The organism is Paenibacillus sp. FSL R10-2199 (assembly GCF_038000235.1).
Taxonomy (GTDB): Bacteria; Bacillota; Bacilli; order Paenibacillales; family Paenibacillaceae; genus Paenibacillus_AQ; species Paenibacillus_AQ phytohabitans.
On sequence record NZ_JBBOBO010000001.1, the window covers coordinates 1,193,523 to 1,210,017 of the forward strand.

Annotated in this window: 12 protein-coding genes and 1 riboswitch; of the genes, 4 read left to right on the forward strand and 8 right to left on the reverse strand. The window is 52.8% G+C overall.

All coding sequences use genetic code 11. The features are described from left to right. Positions 1 to 9 precede the first annotated feature (9 nt). Positions 10 to 1,179, reverse strand: coding sequence for an ATP-grasp domain-containing protein (locus NYE33_RS05355; protein ID WP_042140420.1), 1,170 nt, complete (start codon positions 1,177 to 1,179; stop codon positions 10 to 12). A gap of 89 nt (positions 1,180 to 1,268) precedes the next feature. Then, positions 1,269 to 1,706 carry a MarR family winged helix-turn-helix transcriptional regulator gene (locus tag NYE33_RS05360; protein WP_340989637.1) on the reverse strand — a complete coding sequence of 146 codons (438 nt, stop codon included), beginning with the start codon at positions 1,704 to 1,706 and terminating at the stop codon, positions 1,269 to 1,271. Positions 1,707 to 1,964: 258 nt separating this feature from the next. Between NYE33_RS05360 and NYE33_RS05365 the strand changes: the two genes are divergently transcribed. Beyond that, entirely contained in the window at positions 1,965 to 3,449 is a 1,485-nt protein-coding gene (locus tag NYE33_RS05365) for an MDR family MFS transporter (RefSeq protein ID WP_341064996.1), read from the forward strand. Positions 3,450 to 3,545: 96 nt separating this feature from the next. Here NYE33_RS05365 and NYE33_RS05370 read toward each other — a convergent pair whose 3' ends face one another. After that, positions 3,546 to 4,985, reverse strand: coding sequence for an FAD-dependent oxidoreductase (locus NYE33_RS05370; protein ID WP_076243626.1), 1,440 nt, complete (start codon positions 4,983 to 4,985; stop codon positions 3,546 to 3,548). Positions 4,986 to 5,164: 179 nt separating this feature from the next. Here NYE33_RS05370 and greA point away from each other — a divergent pair, with 179 nt between their 5' ends. After that, positions 5,165 to 5,647, forward strand: coding sequence for a transcription elongation factor GreA (gene greA / locus NYE33_RS05375; RefSeq protein WP_042140416.1), 483 nt, complete (start codon positions 5,165 to 5,167; stop codon positions 5,645 to 5,647). A 568-nt stretch (positions 5,648 to 6,215) separates the two neighbouring features. Further along, on the forward strand, positions 6,216 to 7,142 hold the full coding sequence (locus NYE33_RS05380; RefSeq protein ID WP_039294905.1) for an AEC family transporter: 927 nt from the start codon (positions 6,216 to 6,218) through the stop codon (positions 7,140 to 7,142). Positions 7,143 to 7,426: 284 nt separating this feature from the next. Here the strand turns inward: NYE33_RS05380 and NYE33_RS05385 are convergent, their stop codons facing one another. Continuing rightward, a complete protein-coding gene (locus tag NYE33_RS05385) occupies positions 7,427 to 8,269 on the reverse strand; it encodes an aldo/keto reductase (protein WP_341064998.1) in 843 nt (280 codons plus the stop codon). Positions 8,270 to 8,715: 446 nt separating this feature from the next. Next, positions 8,716 to 9,921, reverse strand: coding sequence for an MFS transporter (locus NYE33_RS05390; protein ID WP_341065000.1), 1,206 nt, complete (start codon positions 9,919 to 9,921; stop codon positions 8,716 to 8,718). A gap of 170 nt (positions 9,922 to 10,091) precedes the next feature. On the opposite strand from NYE33_RS05390, the gene NYE33_RS05395 reads away from it, so the two are divergent. Further along, the gene (locus NYE33_RS05395; RefSeq protein WP_042140412.1) at positions 10,092 to 10,484 is read left to right on the forward strand and encodes a winged helix-turn-helix transcriptional regulator; all 393 of its coding nucleotides are present in this window, start codon (positions 10,092 to 10,094) and stop codon (positions 10,482 to 10,484) included. Positions 10,485 to 10,595: 111 nt separating this feature from the next. Here the strand turns inward: NYE33_RS05395 and NYE33_RS05400 are convergent, their stop codons facing one another. From NYE33_RS05400 to NYE33_RS05410, 3 genes are all read right to left on the reverse strand, one after another. Then, the gene (locus NYE33_RS05400) at positions 10,596 to 11,771 is read right to left on the reverse strand and encodes an ATP-binding response regulator (RefSeq protein ID WP_042140411.1); all 1,176 of its coding nucleotides are present in this window, start codon (positions 11,769 to 11,771) and stop codon (positions 10,596 to 10,598) included. Between the two features lie 8 nt (positions 11,772 to 11,779). Continuing rightward, positions 11,780 to 15,385: a response regulator gene (locus NYE33_RS05405; RefSeq protein WP_341065003.1), complete on the reverse strand. Its 3,606-nt coding sequence runs from the start codon at positions 15,383 to 15,385 to the stop codon at positions 11,780 to 11,782. 171 nt (positions 15,386 to 15,556) lie between these two features. After that, positions 15,557 to 16,132, reverse strand: a complete 576-nt coding sequence (locus NYE33_RS05410; protein ID WP_063779814.1) for a hypothetical protein — start codon at positions 16,130 to 16,132, stop codon at positions 15,557 to 15,559. A gap of 233 nt (positions 16,133 to 16,365) precedes the next feature. Further along, positions 16,366 to 16,469: riboswitch (purine riboswitch) on the forward strand. The last annotated feature ends 26 nt before the right edge of the window (positions 16,470 to 16,495 follow it).

Sequence of the window (16,495 nt, forward strand, 5' to 3'; positions counted from 1 at the left end):
TAACACATCCTATCCCTCTTCTTGGTGAATATAACCTCTGATGTCCCTGACCTCCGAAAGCTCGGGAGAACGGAACTGATAAGCGCTGTTACCCATCGCTCTGCTGAAGACCTCTTCGATCTCGGCATAATTCACAATCTGCCCGCCGAATGTGCGGTAGATGTCCTCGTGGCTGTGAGCGTAATGCTTATGATTCTTGCGGCTGGCATAGCCGGTGTAATATTTGCCTTCGTAAGGACCGCCGACCTCATTGTGTACGATCATGCTGGCCCATTCTTTATAGACATCCACATCGTATGCGAAGTTAATGGCATCGGTCATCCAGGCGCCCGGGGGACGCATATTCACTTCCAGGGCAATGATCCGGCCATCCTTGTGTGATTTGAACAGCTCGATATGGAAGAACCGTTCCCGGATGTCAAAAGCCTTCAGAATATTCTTCCCGGCCTCTTCTACCTCGGGGCTGATATCTCTCAGACAGAAATAGTAGAGGTGGTTATCCGTGTTGACGACCTCCATGACACTATTCTCGAACAGGTGGCTGACCGCGAACCGCACATTACCGTCAATATCCACCAGCCCGTCATAGGTGAGGATAACGCCATCGATGAATTCCTCAATAATAAAGGCTACATCCTCCGGCTTGGTGTCAAAAAAGTGCTGCAGCTCCTCTTCGTTATTAATCTTGTACGTATTGCTGGCACCGGAGCCGAGATCGGGCTTAACCACCAGCGGGAAGCCGGCGCTTTGGATGAAGCTCTCCACGCTTTCACGCGTAGTCCCGGTGGAGAACTGAACGGTGCTTACACCGCTTTTATGGAAGAATTCTTTCATCTTGGATTTCTGCTTCAGGTTGGAGACGAAATCGGACTTGGTGCCGTAAATGTTGAAATCCGTGCGGATAGCGGCATCCTGCTCCAGCCAGTATTCGTTCAGCGACTCGAAGCGGTCAATCTTACCGTATTTATAGGTGAAAAAAGCAACGGCCCGCAGGATCTCCTCGTAGCTCTCCAGATTGCTTACTTTATAATACTCCGTCAGTGCCGACTTCAGCTTGTCCTCCAGCTGGTCATATTCGGCATCGCCAATCCCGAGCACCGTCGCCCCCTGCTGCTGCAGCTGGGTACAGAAATCAGCGCTGTTCTTGGGGAAATGCGGGGAAAAGAAGATAAAATTCATGCAGAACCAGCCCCTTTGGCTAAAATATAATTCCGAGTTAAACTGTATGATTAATTCAATCTACCAGTTTCGTCATTATTCGTCAATCCTTAGTCTGGCTTTTGCTGCAGTTTCCGGTTGAGCCTGGCCAGCAGCCCGCTGAAGGTCTGGCAGTCCACGGGAGACCAGTCTTCAAAAATCTGCTCATAGCGCTGCAGCCGGATGTCCCGGGCCTCGGCAAACGTCTGCGCACCCAGCGCCGTAATCTGAAAATAGCTCGATCTTCCATCCTGCGGATCAGGCACCTTTACCACATAATCCTTCGCCTCAAGGACGCTCGTCTGCCTGCTGATGGTAGAGGTATCGAGGCCGAATTCTTCGGCGAGCGCTTTAACGCCTACCTTATCGTGGTTCGACAGATGGTGGAGCAGGGTGTAGGAGGAGCGGTCCAGGCCGCCATGTTTTTTATCCAGCGAGCCGAGGCGGATTAGCGTAATGAGCTCATGGTTCAGGGTTTCGAGGTTTTTATCAGTCTGTTCATCAGCCATAGTTAGTATCCGTCCTTTATGATTGAGTAATTCTTAAGGTCCAGCCTTATATGTCTCCATATTATAAGTGATAATACAGCCCTAAGCGAAAGCTGCCGGTTATTTATGAAAGCATAATGAAACTCTAATGAAATAAGTCATATTGACTTCCAGGATGATAGTTGTATAATACACGTATATTGAAATGATTGTATCATACACCTATATTAGTGTGAAGCTAATGTTTATAGTGGTGGCAGTGCAGAGGAGAGAGCATACTTGGGTAATCAGACGGCAAAAAATTCATCATTCTGGCTTATTATTCTGGCCATCTTTTTCGGTAATTTCATGGCCATTCTCAGTACAACAACGATTAACGTTGCGTTCCCGGTGTTTCTGAAAGACTTCCATGCCGAGATCAGCACGGTGCAATGGATGATTACGGGTTATCTGCTGGCTACCGGCGTAATTGCTCCGGTCGTAGGGTATTTCGGCGACAAGTGGAGCTATAAATATCTCTATGTGTTTGCCCTGTCGGGCTTCACCTTGTTCTCCGGGCTGTGTACCGTGGCCTGGAGTATTCATTCCCTGATTATCTTCCGGACCCTGCAGGGAATATTCGGCGGGCTGATTATCCCGACGACGATGACGATGATTTATCAGTTTATCGAGAAAGAGAAGCAGGCATTCGCCATGAGCCTCTGGAGCCTGTCCTCCATGCTGGCTCCAGCCTTCGGGCCAACGCTCGGCGGCTGGCTCACCGGCTACTTCGGCTGGAAATCGCTGTTCATAATCAATCTGCCGATCGGCATCATCGCGATCGTGGTAGCGCTGAAATGCCTGCCGTACCAGCGTCAAACCGCCAGCAGCAGAAGCTTCGATCTGCCGGGATTCGTGACCGTGATTCTGAGCAGCGCTTTTATTATTCTCGCCTTCAATAAGGGGAATGCCTGGGGCTGGACCTCATGGAAGACCTTATCCCTGCTGCTGATTGGCGCAGTAGCCTTAACCTACTTCATCCGCCGGGAGCTGTCTCTGCAGGAGCCGCTGCTGAACCTTAGGGTATTCAAGCAGAACCGGTTCACCTACAGTCTGATCATCAACTGTATTATTACCGTTGCGTTATACTCGGGGACCTTCTTAATTCCGGTCTTCCTGCAGGATATTCAGCAGTCCACTCCGCTGAAGACGGCGCTGGTGCTGCTGCCGGGCTCAATCGTGATGGCGGTCATGTCGCCGGTCGTCGGCAAGCTGTATTCCCGGATCGGCCCGTTCTGGCTCATACTCAGCGGTATTCTGCTGCTGAGCGCTTCAACCTGGGAGCTTAGCCATATTACGCTGGCCGTTACGCATACCCGTGTGGCGATGCTGATGGCCCTGCGCAATGTTGGCATTGCCCTGGCCTTCATGCCGGTGACGAATGCCGGGATGTCAGCCGTACCCAAGCAGATCACAGGGCATGCTTCTTCTGTGACGAACTGGGTCCGCCAGGCTACAGGCGCGTTGTCCATTGCGGTGTTCAGCTCCTTGCTCGCCTCCAGGTCGCTTGCCCATCAGCAGGAACTCAGCGGCGGAGCTTCTGCGGCAGGTGCGCTGATCAAGGCGCAGGGAATGACCCTGGGCGTACAGGATATTTTCCTGATCGCTACGTTGGTTGGCCTGCTGGCGATTCCGCTGACCTTTCTGCTGAGAAGCGGAATCGGCAAGGCTGCAGCAGCTCCTGTGCTGCAGGCCGGGGCCGGGAAGCAGAGGGCGAACAGGTAAAAGGGCTGCCGCTGGATATACAAACAACCGTCACTCCAGATTCTCGCGGATCAGAGTGGCGGTTTGCTGTGTATACATAATATAGATAGAACGTTTCTACTGTAGGACAATCTGATAATCTTGTTTCAGATAGGCTCGAATCCGCTTGAAATCCGCCTCCGTAAGGTTAGCCAGCGGCTTGTTGCGTTCCCGCCCAAGAATGATGCCGATGGTCTGTGCTGCCAGTGCGGTGGTCGGCATGATTCGTGCACTGCCGTAGGCCTTGATGCTGGCGCCGACATTTTTTCCGGTCACCAGCACATTGTCATAAGACTTCAACTCGAAGGAGCGCAGCGGCAGTCCATAACGGTCCGGCTTGCCGTAGCCAATACCGGTCGGAATCGCCCGGGTCCCCTGCAAATCTATGGAGTAGCCGCCGATACTTACATTATCCCAGAACATCCGGCTATTCATCAGATCCGGGTAATCCAGGACATATTTAGTCTCATACCGGTTATAGTCACGAATATAGAGGTACTCCGGAAAGCCATTCAGCTCTGCTTTGGCGAAGCCGGGAATATTCTTGCGCAAGAAGCTTAGAATGAAAGGTGCTTCAGCTTGCCCCCTCTGAACTGCGGACGCTACGGATTTGGGGTCTGAGGGGTTTACATCGTAAATGAGCAGCCCGTTGATGATTACCTGGCCGTTTTTTTGGTAGGTGGCATTCAATCCTCGTAGCCTCAGCTGCTTGTCCTTAGTGATGTAGGTATTGGTAATATTGCTGAACCCGGTAGCGAAATGCCAGTCCACATAGGTATTGGGGCCATATTTCTTGCGCACATTCGTAAGCGGATAATCCTCCAGAATACGCTGGTGCAGCAGATTCCAATCTACATTTTTGAAATTGAGCATATAGGTAGCGGCCATATAATCCGGTTTCTTACCGTTATATATAGTTTCCATTCCCGGAATCCGGGCTTCCTTCAGCTGACTGCTTAGGGCGTTGTAATCCGTATTCTCCACCCAGTAACGGGACTGAATTGTAACTTTGTTGCCGTCCTTGCCGTGGTATGTAAGCGAGCTAAGTGTTTTGCCGCTGCCTGCTGTCTTAGTGTCTACATGATCCAGAACGACCCCGCTTTTCAGCGGAATTCCTTGAATGACCTTGTCAAAATACGTCTGGAAATCCGCAGCCTTGCGGATGGTTCCGGCTTTGTATCCGTTGAACAGGTTCTTGATTTCGCCTTGTACGAGACTTCGCTGCTTATTGTCATTCACGTCATCGAGGAAGAACATTTGTCCTTGGATCAATTCACCGCCCGGTTTGCTGCGGGGATCAAGCATCAGCACCTTAAGGCCCGCCTTAACGGCTTCCTTGGCGAGCAGTACGCCTTGAATTTCACTTCCGATAACAACGACATCATAGCTTGAAACCGCTGGTGAAGATGACGATGGCTTTGCTGCAGCTGCAATGGACAGGCTCGAACCCGAGAGCAGAATCAGTGCGGCGGCCAAGCAGATTGTAAAGCGGTATACTTTAGAGGATTGCATAAACATCAATTCTAAGTGCTCCTGACTGTGGTTGGATTTGGAATCTGTCCCTATTGTAAATGATAATGGGTTATTTTTGCTGTGCTGGAATTGTGGCGATTTGCCGCTGTAGCGCTTTCTCTTCGCATGTTGGGCGAATATGAGTTAGAATACAATAAAGCGAGCAAATAATAGGAGTTGTATACATGTCCAACAATGACGAAGTGTTTTTGACGAAAGAAGGCTTGGCCAAGCTCGAGGATGAGCTGAGAGAACTTAAGGGAGCAGGGCGCAAGGAGCTTGCAGCCCGGCTTAAGCTGGCGATCAGCTACGGCGATTTGAAGGAGAACAGCGAATACCACTCCGCGAAGGAGGATCAATCCTTCATGGAGACACGGATCATGATTCTGGAGAAGATGCTGATCAAGGCGCAGATTGTGGATTCAAGCAATATGGATCTGAGCACAGTCAGCGTAGGCTGCATCGTCATTCTGAATGATGTGGAATACTCCGAAAAGATTGAATATAGAGTGGTTGGTCCCGCAGAGGCTGATGTGCTGGACAACAAGATTTCTTACGAAAGTCCGCTCGGCAAAGAGCTGATCGGCAAAAAAGTGGGCGACATTATCAGCGTTAATGCCCCAATGGGCGTCATCAAATATGAGCTGCTTGAGATTAAAATGCTATAAATCTTAAATCCTGTAATTCTTAAATCCTGTACCCTGTTTTGATAAGGGTACAGGATTTTTTGTCTAAAGATAAGAATTTATACGCTGCGCCTGATAACCGGTGGTGGAGGTAGAGCCAGTGGATCGAAATAGATGGAATTTCTCCACTTGCTTATGAGCGGAAGATTACCTGCCGGACAATAGTTGTAAAATCAGCACTTAATAGGCTGCATATAAATCAGAATAGAGAAAAGGCAGGAAATTAAATGACGTTAATCCACTTAATTGCGGCAAAGGATCATAAAAAGCCGAATTAAGATACGTTTTTCCAACTATTATCTCAGAGTGGGATGCCTATGCCGTCAATTCCAGGTGAATGTCATGCGCCTTGGCAGAGCAGGGTAGTGAGGTCTAATCTATCCCTTGGTAAGGTGCCGATTCTGCCCTTCGGGCGGAAATTGTTGCAAAGACTGCAAGCGGCGGGCTGCCATAGGCAGTTTCTATTAAGGATATTGATTCCCGGTCTTAGACGCTCTTTGCCCCAAAGGTTATAGTAGGGAGTAACTAAGGAACAGAGGGGTCCTGGCTTGTGATTCAGACTGTACTATCGACACTTGTAGAGGTTATTGTGCCGCTGTCCATTCCGGTGGCCGCCGGGGCGCTGCTCGGACGTTATAAGAATCTTGACACGAAGCCCCTGCTGACGCTGTACCTGTATTTTCTCAGTCCGGCAATTATCCTGGATACGCTTGCTACGGCTGAAATCTCCTTCGATGATGTCTATAAGACGCTCGCATTCTCGCTGCTGAATCTGTTTCTCTTATGGGGGCTGGCTACCCTGATCGGTAAAATCCTGAAGCTGGCTCCGCCGGAAGCCGCCGGCCTGACGCTCATCTCCACCTTCACGAACAGCGTCAATTACGGTCTGCCGCTGGTGCTGCTGGCCTTCGGCCAGCTGGGCCTGGACAAGGCATCGGTCTATGTCATCGCCCAGATGGTGATTGTGAATACGATCGGCGTGTATTTTGCCGCCAGATCACAGTTCTCGGTGCGCAGCGCCGTGAAGTCAGTCTTCTCGCTGCCGGCAATCTATGCGGCCATTCTGGCCCTGCTGCTGCGGGCGCTCGGCCTGCATATGCCGCATGAGCTGGCTTCGGGCGTATCGATGGCTGCAGGAGCCTACTCGCCGGTAGTGCTGGCGATCCTCGGCGCGCAGATGGTGAAGGTCCGGGCTGCGCATACGGAGCGCAACGTGCAGCTTGCATTCTGGACGGGGCTTACCGTCCGGCTGCTGCTGGCTCCGCTGCTGGCTGCACTGGTGCTGCTCGCGCTGAACATTACGGGCACCTTATTCTCGGTGCTGCTGATTCTGGCCTCGATGCCGGTAGCGGTCAATTCCGTGGTGCTGGCCGAACGCTTCGGCAGCTCGCCATCACTGGTCTCGCGCTGTATTGTCTGGACTACGCTGGCGTCCTTCCTGGCTCTACCTGTGCTTATTGCTATGGTGGGCGGTTAGGGTTGCAGAGACGGCAACGAAGGGGAAAACGGGGCAAGGAGTGAGAGTAAGGAGTAAGAGTAAAGATTGAGAGTAAAGAGTGACAGTAAGGAGTAGGAGTAAGAGTAGGAGTAAGAGTAGGAGTAAGAGTGGGAGTAAGAGTGGGAGTAAAGAGTAGGAGTAAAGAGCAAAAGAAGCTCCCGCCTTCAAACTGTGAAGGCGGGAGCTTCTTCTATTAGCAGATATGCAGCATGCTGCACATCAGGCTGGACACCAGGCTGGACACCAGGCGGAACGCCAACCGCTTAGAAATCGAAATTGTCCGGATCGGGACCGGTCCGCTGATCACGATTGAGGCTGTCAATGCGGTCCATTTCGGCGTCACTCAACTCGAAATTGAATAGGGAGGCATTCTCGATGATCCGCTGCTCTCTGGTTGATTTCGGAATGGTGACGATCCCATGCTGCAGATCCCAGCGCAGGATGATCTGGGCAACGGACTTGCCGTGGCTGGCGGCGATTTCCGTTAGCACCGGCTGATCCAGCAACTGGCCCTGCATCAGCGGAGCCCATGCTTCGATCTGGATGCCATGCGTCTTAGCGAAGCTCCGCAGCGGCTGCTGGGATAGATAAGGATGCAGCTCAACCTGATTGACCATCGGCTTGATCTCCGCATCCTGCAGGATATCCTCCAGATGATGAATCTGGAAATTGCTGACGCCGATGGCTTTGACGCGGCCTGCTTTATAGAGGGCTTCGAGCGCTCTCCAGGACTCCTTGTATTTGCCCTTCACCGGCCAGTGAATGAGATACAGATCCAAATATTCTAAACCCAGCTTCTCAAGACTGGCCTCGTAAGCAGCAAGGGTCTCTTCATAACCAAGGTCTGCATTCCAGACCTTGGAGGTTATGAACAGCTCTTCGCGGGCCAGCTTGTTTCCGGCCATAGCTTCCCTGACTGCTTGCCCGACCCCGCGCTCGTTGGCATAGACTGCGGCTGTATCAATACTGCGGTAGCCGTGGGCAATTGCGGACTTCACCGCCTGCACCAGCCCGTCGCCGTCCTCTACCTGAAAAACTCCGAGTCCAACCCACGGCATACTCACGCCGCCCTGAAGTATTGTTCTATCTTGTAAATGCTCTGCCATATCGAATGACCTCCTGAAGGAATAGTGTAGTTAAAGTTAAGATAATAATTAGACAAGCGGAACATTCAATCCGCAGATTTGATTCGCTGTTGACAGAATAAAGACTTTAATTTCACACTGTAAGGGCAAAATGTTGTACGTAGTGCAGCTTTGATTCCTTGATATCCGGATTTACTAAAGGATTGTTGTATTAAATACAATAATTTCTTCGATAAGCCGCTTAGAAGACAAGAAATGCTGCATTTCATACAACAATCTTAAAATTTGCCCGGAATAAAGAGGGAAATGTTGTATTATGGGCAGGAATTTTAGAAGCAAGATGCTCTCCCCGTCACAGCCAGCGAGGTATTACGAGAAAGGGATTGCGGCAGCTATAGCCTATAATCAGACCATGCATACCGCTTGACTGCGCACACTGCCTTTTGCGGTATACACAGCACTTAGGCTTAAGCAGCTTCCGCCCGCTGCATACGTTCGTCTCTGTTCTCCAGCGCCCGGCTCCAAGCCGTGAGCAGAACGGCCCCGAACACCATGACAGCGCCTAACCAGGCGGTGTGAATCAGTCCCATATGATCGGTGACCAGGCCGCCGAGGTAGGCTCCGATGGCAATGCCTGCGTTGAACGCGGCAATGTTGACAGCAGAGGCGACATCTCTGGCGCCGGGCGCGAACCGGTCAGCCAGCATTACTACATAGACCTGCAGCCCGGGGACGTTCATGAAGGCGAGCAGCCCCATGAAGAAGATGGTGATCAGGGCGGCGGTTTTGAACGGAGCCGTGAAGGTGAGGATCAGCAGCACGGCGGCCTGCAGGGCGAACATATAGAATAAGGCGTTCATCGGCTTGCGGTTCGCTGCTCTGCCGCCGATCACATTGCCGATGGCAATGGCGATGCCATAGACGAGCAGGATCACAGCGACCGTCTTCTCCTGGAAGCCGCTGATCTCATGCAGCAGCGGGGAGAGATAAGTGAAGACGACGAACGTTCCGCCGTAGCCCAGGGCTGTAATGGCAAAAGCCAGCAGCAGCCGGCCGTTCGTCACCAGCTTGACCTGCTCGCGCAGCGGCGTGCGGGTCCCCTTGCGGAGTCCGGCGGGCACTAGAATCAGATTGGCGATCAGCGCGAGGATGCCGATCACCACAATGGCGGTGAAGGCAGCCCGCCAGCCCAGCTGCTGTCCGAGGAAGGTGCCGAGCGGCACGCCGGTGACCGTGGCTACGGTAAGGCCGGTGAACATAATGGAGATGGCGCTGGCCCTGCGGTTCTTAGGCACCAGGTCGGCGGCGATGGTGGAGGCGATCGACATGAACAAGCCATGCGAGAGGGCGGATATTACCCGGGCGGCCAGCAGGGTGCCGATTCCGCCAGCAGCGGCCGCAAGACTGTTACCGGCGATGAATACGAGCATCAGCAGGAGCAGCAGTGTTTTGCGGGAGACTCTTGTGGTCAGCGAGGTTAGCACAGGCGCACCGAAGGTTACGCCGAGCGCATACAGAGTTACGGTTAATCCGGCGGTGGTCACGGATATATTCAGGTCATCAGCTATGAGCGGCAGCAGCCCGACACTGATAAACTCGGTTGTTCCTATCGCAAAGGCGCTGATCGCCAGAGCCAGCAGCGCGAGGGTACTTCTTTTTGTGTCCAGAGACATGTTCTTCACTCCTACTATGGTAATCATCGGCCGGTAAGTGCTATTATGGAGTACAGATACGCAAATGGATAGTACGTACTTTAAAGTACTATAGGTACCAAAAAGTACCCATAACTACCCGCTGGGAGACACATACAGGGATGTAAAGTGAGCATACAGGAGGCATTATAATGGCTAAAAAATATAATATTTCAGTCGAGGCTACGCTTGAGGTCATCGGGGGGAAGTGGAAATGCGTTATTCTCTGCCATCTGACGCATGGCAAGCTGCGGACGAGTGATCTGAAGCGCCATATGCCGAATATTACGCAGAAAATGCTGACCCAGCAGCTCCGCGAGCTGGAGCAGGACGGCATTGTCAACCGGATCAGCTATAATCAGGTTCCGCCCAAAGTGGAATATGAGCTGAGTGAATACGGACAGACACTCGGCTCCATTCTGGACTCCCTGTGCGCATGGGGAGAGCAGCATATTATTAAAGAGTATGGCGATAAATTCGCCGTGCTTGAGGACAATGTGCTGAATAACAAGAAGGTGGAGCTGCTGCCCGGCGGCGTGGAATAAGGCGCAGCAGACCTATGACCGTACACAAAGAACCGCAAGCCCCGAAGGCTTGCGGTTCTTTGATATGCCTGGTGTCCGGCCAGCTGCCGAGATAAACAGCTGGACAAGGCGCTAATCCGGTTGTCCTTCACTGACCTGAATCGTGAAGATAAAGACGGCCCCTTGCTCAACATCCGGCTTAGCGTAGATTGTTCCGCCCATCAGATCGACCAGCATTTTGCAGATGGACAGCCCGAGTCCGGTACCCCCGAACTTACGGTTGATCGTAGCGCCGATCTGGGTGAACGGCTGGAACAGGTATTTCATTTTGTCCGCAGGAATGCCGATGCCGGTATCTTCAATAATGAACTCAAGCTCCATTACCCTATCCATCGCTTGCCGGAGATGAACCCCTACCTTAACGCCGCCCGAGTAGGTGAATTTGATTGCATTGCCGATCAGGTTGTTCAGTACCTGGCGCAGACGGTTGGGATCGCCTATGAGCAGTGCGGGAATGGCTGGATCAATGAAGGTCTCCAGGACCAGATTGCGTTCCTTGGCGAGTGCCCGGAAGAGATCAACGGTTTCCTTGATGCAGGAGTGGAGGTTGAACAGCTCATAGTCCAGCTCCATTTTGCCGGATTCGATCTTGGTGAAGTCCAGGATATGATTAATGACAGACACCAGTGCGTGGCCGCTTGTATGAATGATTTCGGCCATTTCCAGATCATCCGCCGCCAGCTCAGAGGTCCGCAGCACATCCGACATGGCAATAATTCCGTTCAGCGGTGTGCGGATTTCATGGCTCATCATGGCGAGGAAGCCGCTTTTGATCCTTAGAGCGACTTCGGCAGTGTCCTTCAGCTCGGTCAGAACACTATTCGCCGCCTCCAGCTCCTGGGATTTAAGCTGCAGCTCTTTGCGGGTCCGATAGAGGCGGACGAAGCCGTCAATTTTGCTCTTAAGCACGATCGGATGGAAAGGCTTGGTCAGGAAATCTATAGCTCCGGCTGAATAGGCCATCATATAGTTCTCCAGCTCTGAAGTCAGCGCGGTGAGGAATATAATCGGGATGTCACGTGACTTTTGACGCGCTTTGATCCGCTTCGCCGTTTCGAATCCATCCATGTCCGGCATGAGCACATCCATAATAATCAGGGCGAACTCCTGCTCCAGCAGACATTTCAGGGCCTCCATGCCGGAGGTTGCACCAATCAGCTGATAAGGTGTGTCGGCCAGCAAAGCCTGCATAGACAGGAGCTCATCCGGCCGGTCATCGACAAGTAAAATATTAATAGGGTACTCCATAATTCCTCCTACTGAATCAACCATAATTTCAGCACACTCACCAGCTGTGTCGTATTGATCGGTTTGGATATATAATCGTTCGCTCCGGCCTGCAGGCATTTGACCCGGTCTTCCTCCAGGGCGCGGGCGGTCAGCGCGATAATTACCAGCTGGTCATACTCCGGTCTGAGCCGGATATGCTTCATGGTCTCGTAACCATCCATCTCAGGCATCATAATATCCATGAATACGAGCTCAACGCCCGGGTGTGTCTCCAGATGCTCCAGGGCTTCTTTACCGTTCTGGGCAAAGCTGATCTCCATATTATAACCTTCGAGCACACTGGATAACGCAAAAATATTACGCATATCATCATCCACAAGCAGAATGCTTTTTCCGGCAAAGGCCGACTCCGGATTGTGCAGATTCTCGATCAGCTGCTGCTTATCCAGCGGCAGGTCAGCATGCTTGCGGTGGAGGTATAAGGCTGTGTCATCGTAGAGCCGTTCCATAGACCGTACATTCTTGATAACAATGCTCTCGGCGTAGTGCTTGAGGCGCTGCTCATCGGTCTTGCTGAGATCCTTGCCTGTATAGATAATGACCGGCAGGGTTTGCAGCTTACGGTTGGTTTTGACCTGCTCCAGCAGATCGAAGCCGGAAATATCCGACAGGCCTAAGTCCAGCACCATGCAGTCAAAATGATGACTGGCCAGATGCTCCATAGCTTCCCTGCCTGTGCCGACCGCAATAATGTTCACATCGGGATGCGCGATGAATTCGACAAGGCTGCTGCGCAGAATCTTGTTGTCTTCAACAATCAGCAGGCTCTTCACCGGACGGCGGATATACGTCTCAATCTGCAGGAAGGCTGCCTCCAGTTCGGCATAATCACTTGGCTTCTTCCAGAAGGACAAGGCGCCCATCGCCAGGCTCTGCTGATTCTCCTCGGCTGTCGAGATGACATGCACCGGAATATGGCGCAGCTCCGGCCGGCTCTTCAGCCGGCTGATAATCGACCAGCCGTCCAGAACGGGAAGATGCAGATCCAGCAGGATGGCATCGGGCTTGTAGGCATGTGCCAGCGCCAGACCCTGATCGCCCTGGAAGGCAACGATCGCCTTGAAGCCCCGGCTGCGCGCCAGTTCAAGCAGCATAGTGGCGAATTCCGCATCCTCCTCTATGATCAGCAGGAGAGTGTCGCCGGGGAGCAGATTGCCGCGGTCATCCTCCATCTCGGCATATTGCAGCAGCTTCGGATTGGTGATGGAAATATCGGGAACGAACGATTCCCGGAAAGCCGGATTCTCCCGGCTGCCGGTCTCGGAACCCGGCATATCCGCAGTGGCTGCGGCTGCAAAGGTAGCGGCAGCCAGCGCCTGTGCGTCCTCTCCCGGCTCAACTGCAGGAATGATCAGCGAGAAGGTACTGCCTTTGCCTTCAACGGAATCCACTTCAATTCTTCCCCCCAGCAGGGTAGCCAGCTCGCGGCAGATCGTAAGTCCAAGACCGGTGCCGCCGTATTTGCGGCTGGTGGTGCCGTCCGCCTGCTGGAACGCTTCGAAGATGCTCCCCAGCTTGGAGGCGGCAATGCCGATGCCGGTATCGCTGACAGCGAAGACTACTTCTTCGCCGCTGGTGCGGATGGACAGGGAAACGGAGCCTTGCTCCGGGGTGAACTTAATAGCATTGGACAACAGATTATTCATAATCTGCTGCAGTCTGTGGCCGTCGGTCATCAGATGGTCAGGCAGCCTGTTGTCTGAATGGACATCGAACCGGAGATTCTTTTTCTTGGCCTGCTGTTCAAAATGGCGGAAAATATGGTTGCTGAGGTCCTGTAAAGAGACCGGTTCAAGAACAGGAGTCATTTTGCCGACCTCCAGCTTGGCCAGATCGAGAATCTCGTCGATTAGCTGCAGCAGATCCTTGCCTGCTGAGAAGATGGTATGCACATATTCCAGCTGTTTCTTCTCAAGATTGCCTTCCTTGTTCTCGGCGAGGATCTGCGAGAGAATCAGCAGGCTGTTCAGCGGTGTGCGAAGTTCATGCGATACGTTGGCGAGGAATTCCGATTTATACTGGGCAGCCATGAAGATTTCCTGGGCCTGCGCCTGAATCTCCTCCTTCTGCTGCTCGGTAAGCCGGACTTGGAGCAGCAGCTGATCATTGGAGGCCGCTAGCTCTTCTTTCTGGGTCAGAAGCTCGTCGGCCTGAGCCTGGAGCTCGTCGGTCTGGGCCTGGAGTTCTTCCGTTTGAGCTTGAAGCTCCTCAGTCTGTGCCTGGAGTTCTTCCTTCTGATCCAGAAGTTCATTCGTTTGGGCCTGAAGCTCTTCAGCCTGATCGGCAATCTCGGCTTTTTGGCGTTCTGTAAGCTGGAGCTGCTTCTGCATATCGCGGTTCGCGGCCGATAATTCATCGGCTTGTGCCTTGATCTCTGTCGATTGCCGGCTGGTAATCTCCATTTGCTGCTGGAGCTCCAGATTGGAGGCGTACAGTTCTTCCGTCTGCTGCCTCAGCTCATCGGCCTGGGCTTCAATCTCGGCTTTTTGTTCCTCTGTCAGCTCCATTTGCGCCTGAAGCTCTTCATTGGAGGACAGCAGGCTCTCGGCCTGCATCTTCAGCTCTTCTCCCTGATCCTGCAGCTGATCCGTCTGCAGCCGCAGCTCCTCGGTTTGGGCCATAAGCTCTTCGGTCTGTGCCTCCAGCTCTTGGGTCTGTGCCGTCAGTTCCTCGGTCTGCGCTTCCAGCTCGTCCTTCTGCAGCCGGGTTTCGCTCAGCAGCTCTTCAATTCTGGCCACGCCGGCCAAAGTATTGATCAGCACCCCCATGTTTTGACCCGCCCGCTCGATCAGCTGATGCTCCTTATAACCGAACGGGTGCAAAGCGGCCAGCTCCATTACGGCGACCACTTCCCGCTCATGCATGATCGGAACTACGATAAGCGAAGATGGGGAAGCTTCACCCAGCGCGGAATGGACTTTGATATAATGCTCCGGAAGATCCTCCAGCACGAGGGTCTGCTGATCCGCCGCGCATTGTCCGACCAGTCCGCTGCCCAGCTGAATGGGTTCGCGGCGGCCTGCCGATTCGTCAAAGGCATAGCCGGCTGCGAAGTTTAGCTGACCGCCCTGCTTCAAATATACGGCTCCATAGCTTCCGCCGACAGCGGCAGCCAGCCTGCCGATAAATACACGCGCTGCCGTCTGCAGATGCACCGATCCCTGAAGCTGCATTGCCATCTCTGACACTTGCGTATTAATCCAGGCCTGCTCCTCCGCTTTCATGCGCAGTTCGCGTTCTTCAGCGGACCTGTGGTGAAGATCGGCTGCCAGCTTGTAGTAAGAAGCTGCGAGCAGTCCGAATTCATCCTTGCGTACGGTTGCCGCGGCTGCAGGATTAATTGTCCCGTCGGCGATATCCCGGGAGATGTTCGTAATCCGGTCCAGCCCGTGGTCAATATTCCGGTGAATGCTGAAGATGAGGCCTATTCCAATCAGAATCCCGCCCCCGCTTAATCCATTAATGAAGATACGCGGAATGCCTTCCAAATAGAGTGAAGATATAATAATCATACTGCCCAGCAGCAGTATAGTAACCGATGTTGCTAACCAAACCTGTTGTTTAATCCTCATAGTTCGCCGCCTTTGTTCAGTTAATACTACTAAATATATATAAGTATACTTTTAATAGACGCCCGGCGATATAGAGGACACAGAGAAAACACCGGAAAACCTGGTTTTTACAAGGTTTCCGGTGTTATTTGCCAGTTTAAGCGTGATTGCATTTCCCGGCAGGCGGCGGCGTCAGCGCCGCCGCCTGCCGCCCTGACGCCGCCGGGCAGCAGCCCGGTTCGAAGCAAGGCCGCCTGCACCGCCGCCGACCGCCTGCTGCTGCTTGGATCCGGGACTCTCGATGGCGGCATTGGTTCCGCCCGAGCTGTAGGTTCCGCTGCCGCTGCCGACCTGTGTGGCCGAGGAGCTTCTGCTGCCCCCCGGAAGCTTCACGGTCTGGTTGTTCACGACGATGACAATCTCCTTCCCCCAGCCGTGCGGATGAATCAGGGGGGCGTGATGTCGTCTGCCACGCTGTCCCTTACAGCCTTTATTGCCCTTACTGCCCCTGCTGCCTATGTTCGCCGCCGTCCCCCCGGCTCCGACACTCTCCTGCTGGCGGGTATAGGGCGAAGCAATGGCAGCATTGCTGCCCGCTGCGCTGCTCCGGCCGGCGCCGCTGGCAATCTGTGTGGTATTGGCTGCGTTGGTATATTGGTTATTGATAACAAACACCAGCCGGCTGATGCCGGCCAGCGGGGTGCGGGTAACAATCCGCTGCTTCCCTTTTTGAATAATGACAGTTATCCGGTCTTTTTGCTTAGCCATCCGTATCATGCCTCCCTGCACAGGTTTTCCTTATCATTAATGCGCAGAGGAAGGAAGGGTGAGGAATACAGGCGCTGTCCCCCCATAAACAAACGGTTGCCTAGTGAGCAGGGAGAATCGATGATGAAATACGCGTGTATTTCATGAAACACTTTGAAATTCACAGCAAATATACTTAAAATTTTGCTTGTAAGGATCATACAGAGCGTGTAAGATATACGAAGGTTTTTAAAAACAGACTTATCATAATACCTCATATAATCTTGGGAATATGGCCCATAAGTTTCTACCGGATGACCACTGTAATTATCCGACTATGAGTGAAATAGCGCATCTAGGGTTCCGTTTCTTGTGCTGCGGCAG

Bases quoted from the DNA above. Each gene is read 5' to 3' on its own strand.
- NYE33_RS05355 (WP_042140420.1), bottom strand. From the start codon at position 1,179: ATGAATTTTATCTTCTTTTCCCCGCATTTCCCCAAGAACAGCGCTGAT.
- NYE33_RS05360 (WP_340989637.1), bottom strand. From the start codon at position 1,706: ATGGCTGATGAACAGACTGATAAAAACCTCGAAACCCTGAACCATGAG.
- NYE33_RS05370 (WP_076243626.1), bottom strand. From the start codon at position 4,985: ATGTTTATGCAATCCTCTAAAGTATACCGCTTTACAATCTGCTTGGCC.
- greA (WP_042140416.1), top strand. From the start codon at position 5,165: ATGTCCAACAATGACGAAGTGTTTTTGACGAAAGAAGGCTTGGCCAAG.
- NYE33_RS05385 (WP_341064998.1), bottom strand. From the start codon at position 8,269: ATGGCAGAGCATTTACAAGATAGAACAATACTTCAGGGCGGCGTGAGT.
- NYE33_RS05390 (WP_341065000.1), bottom strand. From the start codon at position 9,921: ATGTCTCTGGACACAAAAAGAAGTACCCTCGCGCTGCTGGCTCTGGCG.
- NYE33_RS05395 (WP_042140412.1), top strand. From the start codon at position 10,092: ATGGCTAAAAAATATAATATTTCAGTCGAGGCTACGCTTGAGGTCATC.
- NYE33_RS05400 (WP_042140411.1), bottom strand. From the start codon at position 11,771: ATGGAGTACCCTATTAATATTTTACTTGTCGATGACCGGCCGGATGAG.
- NYE33_RS05405 (WP_341065003.1), bottom strand. From the start codon at position 15,385: ATGAGGATTAAACAACAGGTTTGGTTAGCAACATCGGTTACTATACTG.
- NYE33_RS05410 (WP_063779814.1), bottom strand. From the start codon at position 16,132: ATGGCTAAGCAAAAAGACCGGATAACTGTCATTATTCAAAAAGGGAAG.